The organism is Limnohabitans sp. 2KL-3, from assembly GCF_001269405.1.
Classification (GTDB): Bacteria; Pseudomonadota; Gammaproteobacteria; order Burkholderiales; family Burkholderiaceae_C; genus Limnohabitans_A.
Map to the genome: position 1 here is coordinate 98,364 of NZ_CXON01000016.1, position 12,306 is coordinate 110,669.

At 61.3% G+C, this 12,306-nt stretch carries 13 protein-coding genes; 7 read left to right on the forward strand and 6 right to left on the reverse strand.

What is annotated here, in order from left to right; translation table 11 throughout:
• Positions 1-5: 5 nt before the first annotated feature.
• Positions 6-824 (forward strand): C13 family peptidase, encoded by an 819-nt coding sequence (locus tag AMM41_RS16880; protein WP_194944836.1) that lies wholly within the window; start codon positions 6-8, stop codon positions 822-824.
• A 745-nt stretch (positions 825-1,569) separates the two neighbouring features.
• On the opposite strand, the gene queG is transcribed toward AMM41_RS16880, so the two are convergent.
• Positions 1,570-2,634, reverse strand: a complete 1,065-nt coding sequence (gene queG / locus AMM41_RS16885; RefSeq protein WP_089961864.1) for a tRNA epoxyqueuosine(34) reductase QueG — start codon at positions 2,632-2,634, stop codon at positions 1,570-1,572.
• 24 nt (positions 2,635-2,658) lie between these two features.
• Here queG and tsaE point away from each other — a divergent pair, with 24 nt between their 5' ends.
• Together tsaE and AMM41_RS16895 are read left to right on the forward strand one after the other, a co-directional pair.
• Complete coding sequence (gene tsaE / locus AMM41_RS16890; RefSeq protein WP_228769330.1) at positions 2,659-3,207, forward strand: tRNA (adenosine(37)-N6)-threonylcarbamoyltransferase complex ATPase subunit type 1 TsaE; 549 nt, start codon at positions 2,659-2,661, stop codon at positions 3,205-3,207.
• Positions 3,197-4,588 carry an N-acetylmuramoyl-L-alanine amidase gene (locus AMM41_RS16895; RefSeq protein ID WP_089961793.1) on the forward strand — a complete coding sequence of 464 codons (1,392 nt, stop codon included), beginning with the start codon at positions 3,197-3,199 and terminating at the stop codon, positions 4,586-4,588. The genes tsaE and AMM41_RS16895 overlap by 11 nt, the downstream gene beginning before the upstream one ends.
• A 115-nt stretch (positions 4,589-4,703) precedes the next feature.
• On the opposite strand, the gene AMM41_RS16900 is transcribed toward AMM41_RS16895, so the two are convergent.
• The 4 genes from AMM41_RS16900 to AMM41_RS16915 are packed head-to-tail and all read right to left on the reverse strand — an operon-like array spanning position 4,704 to position 7,838.
• A complete protein-coding gene (locus AMM41_RS16900; RefSeq protein WP_089961796.1) occupies positions 4,704-5,375 on the reverse strand; it encodes a transaldolase family protein in 672 nt (223 codons plus the stop codon).
• On the reverse strand, positions 5,372-6,595 hold the full coding sequence (locus tag AMM41_RS16905; protein WP_089961799.1) for an ROK family protein: 1,224 nt from the start codon (positions 6,593-6,595) through the stop codon (positions 5,372-5,374). Before AMM41_RS16905 ends, AMM41_RS16900 begins: the two co-directional genes overlap by 4 nt.
• 20 nt (positions 6,596-6,615) lie before the next feature.
• Entirely contained in the window at positions 6,616-7,056 is a 441-nt protein-coding gene (locus AMM41_RS16910; RefSeq protein ID WP_089961803.1) for an RbsD/FucU family protein, read from the reverse strand.
• Entirely contained in the window at positions 7,050-7,838 is a 789-nt protein-coding gene (locus AMM41_RS16915; RefSeq protein ID WP_194944837.1) for an ATP-binding cassette domain-containing protein, read from the reverse strand. Before AMM41_RS16915 ends, AMM41_RS16910 begins: the two co-directional genes overlap by 7 nt.
• Before the next feature lie 163 nt (positions 7,839-8,001).
• Here AMM41_RS16915 and AMM41_RS16920 point away from each other — a divergent pair, with 163 nt between their 5' ends.
• The 4 genes from AMM41_RS16920 to AMM41_RS16935 all read left to right on the forward strand — a co-directional run bounded on the left by AMM41_RS16920 (position 8,002) and on the right by AMM41_RS16935 (position 11,888).
• Complete coding sequence (locus tag AMM41_RS16920) at positions 8,002-8,967, forward strand: sugar ABC transporter substrate-binding protein (protein WP_089961807.1); 966 nt, start codon at positions 8,002-8,004, stop codon at positions 8,965-8,967.
• A 69-nt stretch (positions 8,968-9,036) separates the two neighbouring features.
• On the forward strand, positions 9,037-9,981 hold the full coding sequence (locus AMM41_RS16925) for an ABC transporter permease (RefSeq protein ID WP_089961810.1): 945 nt from the start codon (positions 9,037-9,039) through the stop codon (positions 9,979-9,981).
• Between the two features lie 21 nt (positions 9,982-10,002).
• Positions 10,003-10,953: a carbohydrate kinase family protein gene (locus AMM41_RS16930; RefSeq protein ID WP_089961814.1), complete on the forward strand. Its 951-nt coding sequence runs from the start codon at positions 10,003-10,005 to the stop codon at positions 10,951-10,953.
• A 68-nt stretch (positions 10,954-11,021) separates the two neighbouring features.
• A complete protein-coding gene (locus tag AMM41_RS16935; protein ID WP_089961817.1) occupies positions 11,022-11,888 on the forward strand; it encodes a CoA transferase in 867 nt (288 codons plus the stop codon).
• A 193-nt stretch (positions 11,889-12,081) separates the two neighbouring features.
• Here the strand turns inward: AMM41_RS16935 and AMM41_RS16940 are convergent.
• Positions 12,082-12,306, reverse strand: a 225-nt coding sequence (locus AMM41_RS16940; protein ID WP_304438333.1) for a group II intron maturase-specific domain-containing protein, incomplete at its 5' end; no start/stop codon positions are given.

Sequence of the window (12,306 nt, forward strand, 5' to 3'; positions counted from 1 at the left end):
CTTTGTTGACCATTCTGGTCACCAGCCTGGGCGCATGCGCACTCACCCCTCAAAAAGAAGAAGCCAAAAAACAGTCCGATGATTTGTTGCAAATACAACTACAAGAAGTTAAAGCCCACTTGAGCCGTCCGGGCACGACCCCTTACAAACACATCTTCCTGGGCTCAGCGCAACACTCACAATCACTGGTCTTTCAAAGAGACATTGTGTCAATGGCCGAGCGCCTCAAAACCATCCATCCCGACACCTCTACCATTTTGCTCAGCAACCAGCTTGAAACGCAAAAGCTGAGTTTCCCTTTTGCAACCCGCCCCAACCTCGACCGGGTATTTGCGAATTTGTCTGCCTGGTCGCAGTCGCACCCGCTGTCTTTGACGGTCCTCATCTCCACGCATGGTGCACCCGATGTGTTGTCCGTCAATATTGGCAACCAGTACTTTCCAGCGCTGCGCTCGACGCAGCTCAAAGCCTGGTTGGACCAGCTGCACAGCCGAACAAAAATCACTTTGTTACTTTCAGCGTGCTACTCGGGCTCTTTCATGGAGGCCTTACGGGCTGAAAACAGGATGATTTTGACCGCGGCTGCGGCTGATCGAAATTCTTTTGGTTGTCATTACCACGACAAAAATACTTGGTTCATTGGACAACTTCTGGGGCCGCATTTTTCACCCGAAAGCAGTTGGGACGAGGTCTTCACAGCAACTCGTGCGGGGATTGAGAACCAAGAAAAATTACATCGGGTTTCCCCGGCATCCAACCCACAAATGAGCGGCAGTGAGCGAAACCGAAAAATGACACTGAAACAGTGGTTTTCCAACGATTGATCCAGCCCTGTGAAGTTTAAAGTGAAGGGCTTTTTTGGGCTCAGCAATCAGTATAGGAGCCCCACCCTAAGGGCGATGGGTGGTGGTCTGCGAGGCTCTATCGCGGCGAGGGCGCCGCTCCCACAAAAAAGCGTTCTTGCAAACTTCATCGGGCCGGACCCATAGGCTCGGCGATGAGCACCCCAATCTCTGTGGGAGCCCCGCCCCCGGGGCGATCGGTGGTGGTCTGCGAGGCTCTATCGCGGCGAGGGCGCCGCTCCCACAAAAAAGCGTTTTTGCAAACTTCATCGGGCCGGACCCATAGGCTCGGCGATCAGCACCCCAATCTCTGTGGGAGCCCCGCCCCGGGGCGATCGGTGGTGGTCTGCGAGGCTCTATCGCGGCGAGGGCGCCGCTCCCACAAAAAAGCGTTTTTGCAAACTTCATCGGGCCGGACCCATAGGCTCGGCGATGAGCACCCCAATCTCTGTGGGAGCCCCGCCCCCGGGGCGATCGGTGGTGGTCTGCGAGGCTCTATCGCGGCGAGGGCGCCGCTCCCACAAAAAAGCGTTTTTGCAAACTTCATCGGGCCGGACCCATAGGCTCGGCGATCAGCACCCCAACCTCTGTGGGAGCCCCGCCCCCGGGGCGATCGGTGGTGGTCTGTGAGGCTATATCGCGGCGAGGGCGCCGCTCCCACAAAAAAGCGTTTTTGCAAACTTCATCGGACCGGACCTATAGGCATCGATTTCGCAAAGGCTGATTTTCAATGCCGATTGAGCGACCATTGCACTTGCTCTTGCACCACCGGGTCGGGATGTGCCACATGCTGAAACAGCGCTTGATGCAGCGCCTGTCGTTCACCTGCCTGCATGCCACCCGACGCCAGCGCATTGCCCGCCGCAAGGGCCAGGTTGCGCAGCCAGCGGGCATGGCCGATGCGGCGGATGGCGCTGCCTTCGGTGCGGCGCAAAAACTCGGCTTCGCTCCAGGCCATCAGCTGGACGATGCTGGACGCTCCCAAACCTTCGCGCGGCTGCCAATCCGGCAAGGCGTTGACTTGCGCAAACTTGTTCCAAGGGCAGGCCAGTTGGCAATCGTCGCAGCCATAAATGCGGTTGCCCATCAAGGGACGCAGCGCCTCGTCGATGGGCCCGGCATGCTCGATCGTCAGATACGAAATGCAGCGCCGCGCATCCAGCCGGTAAGGCCCGACGATGGCCTGCGTGGGGCACAGGTCCATGCAGGCGGTGCATTGGCCGCAATGCGCCGTCGCGGCTGGCGTTTCGGGCAGCGCAAAATCCACAAACAACTCACCCAGAAAGAACATCGAGCCCGCCTCGCGTGACAGGATCAGGGTGTGCTTGCCGCGCCAGCCCAAACCGCTGCGGCTGGCCAGCTCGGCCTCGAGCACGGGGGCCGAGTCGGTGAACACACGGTGGCCAAAGGGGCCTATCGCCTGGGCGATGCAATCTTGCAGTTTTTGCAGGCGGCTGCGCAACACCTTGTGATAATCACGCCCCCGGGCGTACAGCGACACCACCGCCTCGCCGGGCTGCAGGCTACGGGCGGTCTCCCGAGCCACCCAGTCGGACGTGGTGCCCTGGGGCAAATAATCCATGCGAGCGGTGATCACGCTCACCGTGCCAGGCACCAGCTCTGCGGGACGGGCACGTTTGAGGCCATGTGCGGCCATGTAATGCATGCTGCCCTGAAAACCCGCCTCCAGCCAAGCGGATAATCCGGGCTCTGCCGAGGACAAATCGATCCCCGTCACGCCAATTTGGGACAATCCCAGTTCACCCGCCCAGACTTGGATCTGGGGCCACAGTTCAAGAAGGTCGATTTGAGTACGTTGAGCAGTCACCCACCGATTGTAGAAAGCCCCGTCACCGCCTCCAGCTGGACAAGCCTGTGGTCCAACGAAGCGGCCACACAGGCTTTTGCCACCGCACTGGCTGCGGCGTTGCAAACATGGCCCCAAGGGCGTGATGCACGCATCGAACTGCGCGGCAATTTGGGCACGGGCAAAACCACGCTGGTGCGGCACCTGTTGCGTGCGGCGGGTGTACAAGGCCGCATCAAAAGCCCCACTTATGCAGTGGTTGAGCCACACCAAGTCGGCACCGGCGAGAGTGCCTGGCCGATTTGGCATTTTGATTTTTACCGTTTCAGCGACCCCAAAGAGTGGGAAGACGCCGGTTTTCGGGACATCTTTGCAGGGCCGGGCCTCAAGCTCATGGAATGGCCAGACAAAGTGGCCGGGCAACTGCCTGCCGCGGACTGGGTGATTGCCCTTGAAGCCCTCGACGAAGACCAGCGCCGTGTCCACATCAGCGCAGGCACCCCCCAAGGGCAAAGTTGGCTGCAGTCGTGGGCCCAAGGTGCCACACATGCCCATTGACCGACGCCAATGGCTCAAGGCGGGCCTCTGGGTGCTGAGTTTGGGTTCAGCCCAGCTGGCCCGAGGGGCCAACATGCTGGCTGTGCGCATTTGGCCGGCTGCCGACTACACACGGGTCACGCTGGAATCGGACGCGCCCCTCAAAACCACACAAACTTTCATCACATCACCGCCTCGCTTGGCCGTGGACATCGAAGGCCTGCAACTCAATGCCGCCTTGCGTGACCTGGTGGGGCAGGTGCAAGCGTCTGACCCGAACATTTCAGGCATTCGCATCGGCCAGTTCAGCGCCCAGGTGGTGCGCCTGGTCATCGATTTGAAGCGCCCGATTGCCCCCGAGGTGTTCACGCTGCAACCGGTGGCCGCTTATGCCCACAGACTGGTGCTGGACCTCTACCCTGCCCAAGCCCTTGACCCCCTGGAACAACTGATTCAGGAACGCATGGCCGAAAAAACAGCCCCTGCGGCTGGCCTGCCAGCGCCCTCAGCCGCAGTGAATGACCCACTGGGTGAGTTGATGGCCAAGCACAGCCTGCCCGGCACAGGGGCGATGGTTTTGCCCCCGCCCAGCACCCGGCGAGTGGACAAGTTGCCGCCAGGCACCCCATCGATGGACCGTCCGGATCACCCCCCGCCCAAGTCAAACACCACCAGCACGGAGCGATTGATCGTGGTGGCGCTGGATCCCGGGCATGGCGGCGAAGACCCTGGGGCCATTGGCCCGGGTGGCACGCGTGAAAAAGACGTGGTGCTCAAAATTGCCAAAATGCTGCGCGACCGCATCAACGCCAGCAGCGTTGCAGGCAACCCCATGCGGGCCTACCTGACGCGCGATGCCGATTTTTTTGTTCCGCTGCAAGTGCGGGTGCAAAAAGCACGTCGCGTCCAGGCCGACCTGTTTGTCAGCATCCATGCCGATGCATTTTTCACGCCACAGGCCAGTGGGGCCAGTGTGTTTGCCCTGAGCCAGGGGGCCGCGTCGAGCAGTGCCGCCCGCTGGATGGCACAAAAAGAGAACAAAGCCGACTTGATTGGCGGCATCAACCTAGGCACACAAGACGCCCAAGTGCAGCGTGCATTGCTGGACATGAGCACGGCCGCGCAGATCAAAGACAGCTTGCAGCTGGGCAGCAGCTTGCTGCGCGAGATTGGCGGTGTGGGTCGCCTGCACAAGCCCCGCGTCGAGCAAGCTGGTTTTGCCGTACTCAAAGCACCCGACATCCCCAGCGTGCTGGTCGAAACCGCCTTCATCAGCAACCCTGAAGAAGAAGAAAAACTGCGCAGCGAGGCCTACCAAAAGCAACTCACAGACGCCCTGATGCGCGGCATCTTGCAGTATTTTTCGCGCAACCCGCCACTGGCCCGCAACCGCAGCATTTGAAGAGGGGCGGTCGATGGTCAGAACCCTCGCGCTGTTGTCACAGGTATTTGTAGGTCGGTGGCTTAAGCCCCGACAACGCGTACTGGAAATCCATGTCGGGGCTGAAGCCGCCGACCTACAAAACAGCCCGCTGGCTGGTCTGCACATCGCGGTCAAACTGTGCCATCGCCGCCAACGTGAGGGGGTCGGTGGCCAGGCTTGCCGCAAACTCCGGCCGCACCGTGACAGCGTGCGCCCCACAAGCGATCAGGCGTGAGAGCACATCGGCCGACTTGATGCTGGCGGCCAGCAGTTGCAAGCCGTCGGACTGCACCGCGACACAAGCCTCGATCAAGGCCCACACATCACGGCCACCGGCCTGCAGACGGCCCACATAGGGCGCCACATAGCTCGCCCCCTGCGCCCTTGCCCACAGCAGTTGCACCGGGTTGGACAAGCCCGTCAGCAAAGTGGGCACGCCCCAGGCCTGCACCTCGCGCAGCACCGGCTGCCAGTCGGGGTGGCACGGCAGCTTGAGGGTCAGGCGCACGCGGGCCTGCACGGCGGCAGGCAGCAGCACTTCCAGCCATTGGGCGGCTTCGCCCACGTCGGCACGAGGCAGTTGCAGCATCAGCTCGGGCAAACGCGCCTCACCGGCTTGAGACACCAACTTCAAATAGCCGCTCAGGCTGACCGGCAAACCGGCTTGCATGACCAAGGTGGGGTTGGTCGTCACGCCCTGCACGGGCGGGCAGCCTGCGGGCAGCGCCCATTGGCGTGCATCGGCCGAGTCGAGGTAGAACTTCATGCTGCGTCCTGTTTCAGGAAGATGTCTTTGTCCGGAAAAAACTGGCTGTGCAGCGGCAGCAAGGCCCCGCCCAAAGCACGGGCGTGCGCACCCACCTGCCCCGCCAACAGGGGGGGTTGGTGCATGCCGTCAAACCGGTACTGGCCCAGCGCCTCTTGCGTGGCAGCCATCAGGGCGGTCATGAGCGGTGCACCGAGCGAGCCGTCCATCACCACCGCGTCCAGGTCGAGCAAGGCGGCGGCACTGGCCACCGTCATGGCCAAAGCTTGACTGGCTTGGGCGATCCACGGGCCGGTGAATTCGGCATAAGCCGCATCCATGATGGCGCTTTGGTGAATGAGCAAAGGGTTGTGGCCTGCGGCCAGCAAGGCCTGTTCGAGCTGCCAGCCCGAGGCTTTTTGCAGCAGCTGCGGCGGCATGCCTGAGCCCTTGGACTCGGACGTGGCCAAACCCACAGGGAGTGAGCCAATCGCCCCGGCGTTGCCGCGCTCGCCGTTCATGATGTGGCCCGACAGCACCAAACCGCCACCAATGAAGGTGCCCACAAACACGTACAAAAAGCTCCGTTCGCTGCGCCCATGGCCTTGCAGCAACTCGGCCACGCAAGCGGCGGTGGTGTCTTTGGCAAACACCACCGGCAAATCGGTCAGGCGCTGCACTTGTGCAAGCAGGTCGATGTGTTCCCAGCGGGCCAAGGCCTGTGCGGCTTGCCCGCCCATCAGGTCGGCCCATTTGTGCAGCGACAGCGGCGCGGTCAGGCCCACCCCCACGGTGCGAGGCCAGAGATCGCCCATGCGTGCTTGCAAAGTCTGCAAGCCTTGCGTCATGGACTGAAACAGCTCGTCGGGGTCTGGATAGTCGTAAAGCACCTCCACGCGATGGACAGGCTGGCCCGTGAAATCGGCCACCAACAGCTCCAGATTGCGCCGCCCCACCTGAATGCCCACGCTGAACGCCCCTTGCGGGTTGAGCGACAGTGGCACCGAAGGCTGGCCGATCTTGCCGCGCACCCGGTCTTGCTTGAGCAGCAAGCCGTCGTCCAGCAGACGCCCCACGATGATGGCCACGGTCTGGGTGGACAGCTGGGTCAGGCGGGCCAGATCGGCTTTGGGGATGGCCCCGTGGTGACGGATGGCCTGCAGCACGATGCGCTCGTTGAATTGGCGCATCCCGACGTGGTTGGACCCACGCATGGCTGAATTCGGGGTGGCGCTGTTCATGTCAGAAATGCTGGAATAAATTAAACAAGAATCACGCCCTTGCAAAACAAGGCGTTGCCATAGGCCGTGCCTTCACCGCTTTGCACGATCAGGCTGGCCGCTTTGATTTTCTCGTAAAACGCATAGCGCTCCACCGCCTCGACCTGTTCGGGTTGAAAGCCTTCGGCCACCACAACATCCACCACGGCCTGCTGAGCAGGCGTGCGGTGACCGTCTGCGCTGTGACACACCCGCATGAAAGCCGCCGGTTTCGCCACATCCACCGCCAGCGGAATCACCGACAGCACGGCGCGGCTCACCCGCTCCAGGCTGTTGCCTGGCAGGCGCACCACCGGCTTGCCCTGGCTCAAAAAATCGGCCGTGAAATTCGCATCCACCACCGCCACCCATTCACCGTGCCCCATGGCGCACAGGTGCATCAGCAACTCGGGCGTGAGCAGCGGGTCGATCCCTTTCAGCATGTGGCGGCCTCTTCAGAGCGCAGGTTGGCCGGGTCAATCGCCCCGGTGATCAGGCCCACGATCTCTTCGGGGCTGGTCTCGCGGGTCAGGCGGCTGCAGATGATGCGGCCTTGGCGGAACACCCAGATGCGGTCCACCAGATCAAACACCTGGCGCAGGTTGTGGCTGATGATGATGAGTGGAATGCCGCGCTGCTTGAGGCCCTTGATGATTTCTTCCACGCGGGCTGTCTCTTGCACACCCAAAGCGGCGGTCGGCTCGTCCAGGATGATGAGTTTTTTGGCAAAACCGGCGGCGCGGGCAATCGCCACGCACTGGCGCTGCCCGCCCGACATGCCACGCAGGCTTTCGGACATGTCCTGAATCTTCACGCCCGTGGTGGACAACATGGCCGCTGATTTTTCACGCATGGCCTTGTGGTTGAGGATGGACAGCGGCCCCAAGTTCAGGCGGGTGATCTCGCGGCCCAGAAAAATATTGGCGGGCACATCCAGGTCTTCGGCCAGTGCCAGGGTCTGGTACACGGTTTCGATGCCCTGCTCTCTCGCATCGAGCGGTGACTCGAAATTCACCTTGCCGCCGTCCAGCAAGATATCGCCTGAATTGGGCTGCTCGGCCCCGGTGATCAGGCGCACAAAGGTGCTTTTGCCCGCGCCGTTGTCGCCCACGATGGCCGCGTGCTCTCCAGGCAAAAGTCGGAAATGCGCATCGGTCAAGGCTTTGACGCCGCCGTAATGCTTGGTCAGTTGTTGGATTTCGAGAACAGGGGGGGATGAAGACATGACAGCAACTTTCACATGGAATGGCGCAAGCATCGCGGATTTCGTGATTTCACGCATTAGTAAAACTACTAGGTTTACTTAGTCGGGTTTTTCGTTTCCAATCCGTTCGCGGTCAGAGAAAAGGTTTTCTGCCCGGTACGAACCCACAACGGAGAAAAGACCCATGATCACCAAACGCACATTCGGCCGCCTGGCCATCGCCGCCGCTGCCGCCACTTTGTTCACTTCGGCCATGGCAGCCGACATCACAGTGGCCTACATCACCAACGGCAACACCAACGAAGGCTGGACCCTGATCAATGGGGGGGCCAAGAAAGCCGGACAGACCAAAGGCGTCAAATTCATCGAATTGGCCGCTGACAAAGGCGAGTTGTCACGCCAGCTGGCCATCGTGGAAGACATGATCACCCGCAAAGTCAATGCGATTGCCATCGCCCCGGTGGACTCGGCCGGCATCGCGCCTGCCATCAACAAAGCGCTGGCCGCTGGCATTGCTGTGGTCGCGGTGGACACCGGCATCACCGGCTCCAAGATCACCTCGTATGTGGCCACCGACAACATCAAGGCCGCCAACGTGCAGGGCAAATGGGCCGCTGAGCAAATCAAAGACGGCGACACCGTGATTTACGTGACCGGCGACCAAGGCCAATCGACTGGCCAAGAGCGCAAAAAAGGCTTTGTGGACGCACTGAACGAGGTTCGCAAGAACGTCAAAATCGTTGAAGTGGCCACCACCTGGGACCAGACCATGGCCCAAAACGGTGTGGAAGCTGCCTTGCGTGCCAACCCCGGTGCCAAAGTGATCGCCTGCGCCTGGGACGGCGGCGCTCTGGGTGCCAAAGCCGCCTTGATGGCCGCAGGCAAGAAGCCCGGCGACGTGAAAATTGCAGGCTTTGACGGCTCGCCCGGCGGCCTGGACATGATGAAGCAAGGCTGGCAACAAGCCAACGCCGCACAAATGCTGGCCAAGATCGGCCAAGTGGGCGTGGAAACCGCCATCGCAGCGGCTCAAGGCAAAAAGGTTGAAGCCCGCATCGACACCGGCTCTTTCTTGGTGCTGCCGGCCAACGTGGACAAGTTCGCGGCCGACTCCGGCGTGGGCCAGTTCATGAAGGTCAAGGCCAAATAAGTCAATTCCACGATAGGGCCCGCCCGGACCTGCGTGTCCGGGTTTATCTTTTTGCAATACCGAGAATTTATGAAATCCATCACCCGACAAGAGTGGTACGGCGCCTTTGTGGCGGTCATCGTGCTGGGCGTTTTGCTCACCTTCGCCTCGCCCTACTTCCTGACCACCGGCAACCTGTCCAACATCCTGGTGCAGGCCTCGGTGATCGCCTTGCTCGCAGGTGGACAAACCTTTGTGATCCTGACCGGTGGCGTGGACCTGGCCGTGGGTGCGCTGACCGCGCTGGCCGGTGCCGTGGCCGGTCACATGATGATCAAAATGGGCGTCGATCCTTATCTGGCCATGCTCGTGGCGCTGGCCATTGGCGCGGCGGTGGGCATTTTCAACGGTTACTTGGTGGCCTTTGTGGGCATCCCGGCTTTCATCGTCACCTTGGGTGGTTTGACACTCTGGCGCGGTCTGGCTTTTGACATGACCGGCGGTTTTGACAACGCGGGCTTGCCCGATCCCTTCCCTTTCATCGGCTATGGCGATGTCTTCGGCATCCCCATGCCCACCCTGATCACCGGCGTCTTTTTTGTGGTGATGGCCTTTGTGTTGTCGAGCACCAAAATCGGCCGCTATGTGTACGCCATGGGCTCCAACGAAATGGGCGCTCGCCAGGTGGGCATCAACATCCGTTGGTACAAGCTGGGCGTGTACGTGATCTCGGGCCTGTGCTGCGCCCTGGCGGCCATCGTGCTCATGGCCCGCATGGACTCGTCGAGCGGCAAGATGGCACAAATGTTTGAGCTGGACGCCATCGCCGCTGTCATTCTGGGCGGCACCTCGCTCTTTGGCGGGCGCGGCAGCATCTGGGGCAGCTTGCTGGGGGCGGTGCTGATCACCATGATCCGCAACGGCATGAACCTGATGGAAGTCTCCCAGTTCAAGCAAATGATGGCCATTGGCGCAGTCGTGATCGTGGCCGTGTGGATCGACGTGGTGCGCCGGAAACACCTGCTGAAAAAATAAATTCTTCTCTTTTCCACTCTCATGACCACTCCGATTTTTGTGCTGGGCGAAGCCCTGATGGACTGCATCGCCCAGCCCGACGGCCAATTGCGACCCCTGATGGGTGGCAGCCCATTTAATCTGGCCCGTGCAGCGGCATTGCGCGGGGCCCGCGTGGCTTACATCAACCCCTTGTCCAGCGACCTGTTCGGACAAGGCATGGCGCGGCAACTGCATCAAGACGGCGTGGCGCTGCCTGGCGGCACCAGCCCACGACCCACCTCGCTGGCGGTGGTGCAATTGAATGCGGGTCAGCCGAGCTATGGGTTTTACCGCGAAGGCATTGCCGACCGCGATTACACCGTGGACGGTGTCTTGGACCTGCTGCGCCAACAAGCCAGCCCGGGCATCTTTCACACCGGGTCTTTGTTGCTGATTCCGCCAGAACACCACAAAGTGGTGGCCATTCTCAAGTCGGCACGCGCCATGGGCTGGACCATCAGCGTGGACATCAACCTGCGCCCCCAGGTGGCGGGCGAATTGGCACCTTACGTGGCCGCCCTGAAAGAGGTGATCGCCCTGACCGACTGGCTCAAAGCCAGCGACGAGGATCTGGAGTCCATGGGTTTTGCGGCGGTCGGCGTGGGTGAATCGCCACGATGGGTGCGCGAGTTGCGGGCCAGCGGGCCAGCGGGTGCTTTGAGCCGTGTCGCCCTGACCTTTGGTGGTGAAGGGGCTCATCTGGACATCGAAGGCCACAGCCACACTTTGCCGGCCCCCCCCGTCTCCGTCGTGGACACCGTGGGCGCAGGTGACACGTTTTGGGGCAACACCTTGGCCGACTGGGCCTTGCAACCCCACAAAGCGGGGCTGCGTGTGATGGACACCTTGGGTTTGGCCATGAAAGCCGCGGCCATCAACTGCACCCGCGCGGGCTGCCAGCCCCCCCAACCGGCAGACATCATGGCTTTTGAGCAGCAAGGCAAGCCTTGAGTGACAGCCAGCGTCTTGAACTTTGCCGATAATGCAAAGCCCCTCAAAAACGCATTCAAGTTCACCCCATGTCATCTACAAAACCCCTGCGCGGCACGCGCGTTGTCAGCCTTGCCCTGAACCTGCCCGGCCCGGCGGCACTGATGCGCCTGGCCCAAATGGGCGCAACTTGCACCAAAATCAATCCCCCATCGGGCGATCCGATGCAGCACTACACGCCAGACGGTTACGCGCTGATGCACAAAGGGGTGAAGCACCACACCCTCGACCTCAAAACCGATGCCGGACAAGCTGCCCTGCACAAGCTGTTGGGCAAGACCGATGTGCTGCTGACGTCCTTTCGCCCATCCGCCCTGACCAAGCTGGGTTTGGGCTGGAAAAGCCTGCACAAACAATACCCCGCCCTGAGCTTGATCGAAGTGGTAGGCGCTCCTGGCCCACTGGCCGAAATCCCCGGCCATGATTTGACCTACCAGGCAGAAGTGGGCCTGGTCAACGGCATGGACCTGCCGCCCAGCCTGTTTGCCGACATGGGCGGTGCACTCATGGCCAGCGAAGCCACACTCAAGGCGGTGCTTCATCAGCGTGCAAAGGGCAAAGGCTCCCGCCACGAGGTGGCCCTGTCCAGCGCCGCCGCTTGGTTGGCCTTGCCCCGCCAATTGCGCATGACCACCCCCGACGGCGCGGTGGGCGGGGCCCACGCAGGCTACCGCGTTTACGCCTGCAAAAACGGCCGTGTGGCCGTCGCAGCCTTGGAGCCGCACTTTGCGATGAGTCTGTGCGAAGTGGCTGGCGTCTCACTGACCCACCCGGTCAAGGACCTGTTCAAACCCGCCACCCGCCAAGCCATCGAAGCCTTTTTGGCCAGCCAAACCCGCGCCCAGCTCGACAAGCTGGCGGTGGCCAAAGACATCCCTCTGATGACCCTCAAGTAAAAGCCCCGCCCCGGGGCGATGCTGAGTGGTCTGCGAGGCTTTTCGCGACGAGGGCGTCGCTCCTACAAGGGGAAATGTCAGACCACAGAGGTTGGCCATTCATGTTGATAGGGGTAGGAAAGGCCAAGGCCTCCCCTCCCTCCGAACCGTGCGTGCAGTTTTCCCGCACACGGCTCTCCAGTCAGTGGTTTCCTCATCGGGATTGGCTCGCTTGCATTCGGGCCTGCGTCATGGTGAACAGCCCCAACTGCGCGAAGTACTCGTTTGGCCAGCGTTTGTGATCAACTTGGCTCTTCCCCATCCCCGGGCTCTTTTGCTGCTTGCGCAGCATCGCCCTCAACCTCCTGCGGATGAATCCGTCTATGCTGGGGAATGTGCTTTTATAGGCGTGCTTGAAGTAGCCAAACCATCCCTTGAG

What these genes read in the sequence shown, in the direction of transcription:
- AMM41_RS16895 (WP_089961793.1), top strand. Translation starts at nt 3,197, where the DNA reads ATGCCCATTGACCGACGCCAATGGCTCAAGGCGGGCCTCTGGGTGCTG.
- AMM41_RS16900 (WP_089961796.1), bottom strand. Translation starts at nt 5,375, where the DNA reads ATGAAGTTCTACCTCGACTCGGCCGATGCACGCCAATGGGCGCTGCCC.
- AMM41_RS16905 (WP_089961799.1), bottom strand. Translation starts at nt 6,595, where the DNA reads ATGAACAGCGCCACCCCGAATTCAGCCATGCGTGGGTCCAACCACGTC.
- AMM41_RS16910 (WP_089961803.1), bottom strand. Translation starts at nt 7,056, where the DNA reads ATGCTGAAAGGGATCGACCCGCTGCTCACGCCCGAGTTGCTGATGCAC.
- AMM41_RS16915 (WP_194944837.1), bottom strand. Translation starts at nt 7,838, where the DNA reads ATGTCTTCATCCCCCCCTGTTCTCGAAATCCAACAACTGACCAAGCAT.
- AMM41_RS16920 (WP_089961807.1), top strand. Translation starts at nt 8,002, where the DNA reads ATGATCACCAAACGCACATTCGGCCGCCTGGCCATCGCCGCCGCTGCC.
- AMM41_RS16925 (WP_089961810.1), top strand. Translation starts at nt 9,037, where the DNA reads ATGAAATCCATCACCCGACAAGAGTGGTACGGCGCCTTTGTGGCGGTC.
- AMM41_RS16930 (WP_089961814.1), top strand. Translation starts at nt 10,003, where the DNA reads ATGACCACTCCGATTTTTGTGCTGGGCGAAGCCCTGATGGACTGCATC.
- AMM41_RS16935 (WP_089961817.1), top strand. Translation starts at nt 11,022, where the DNA reads ATGTCATCTACAAAACCCCTGCGCGGCACGCGCGTTGTCAGCCTTGCC.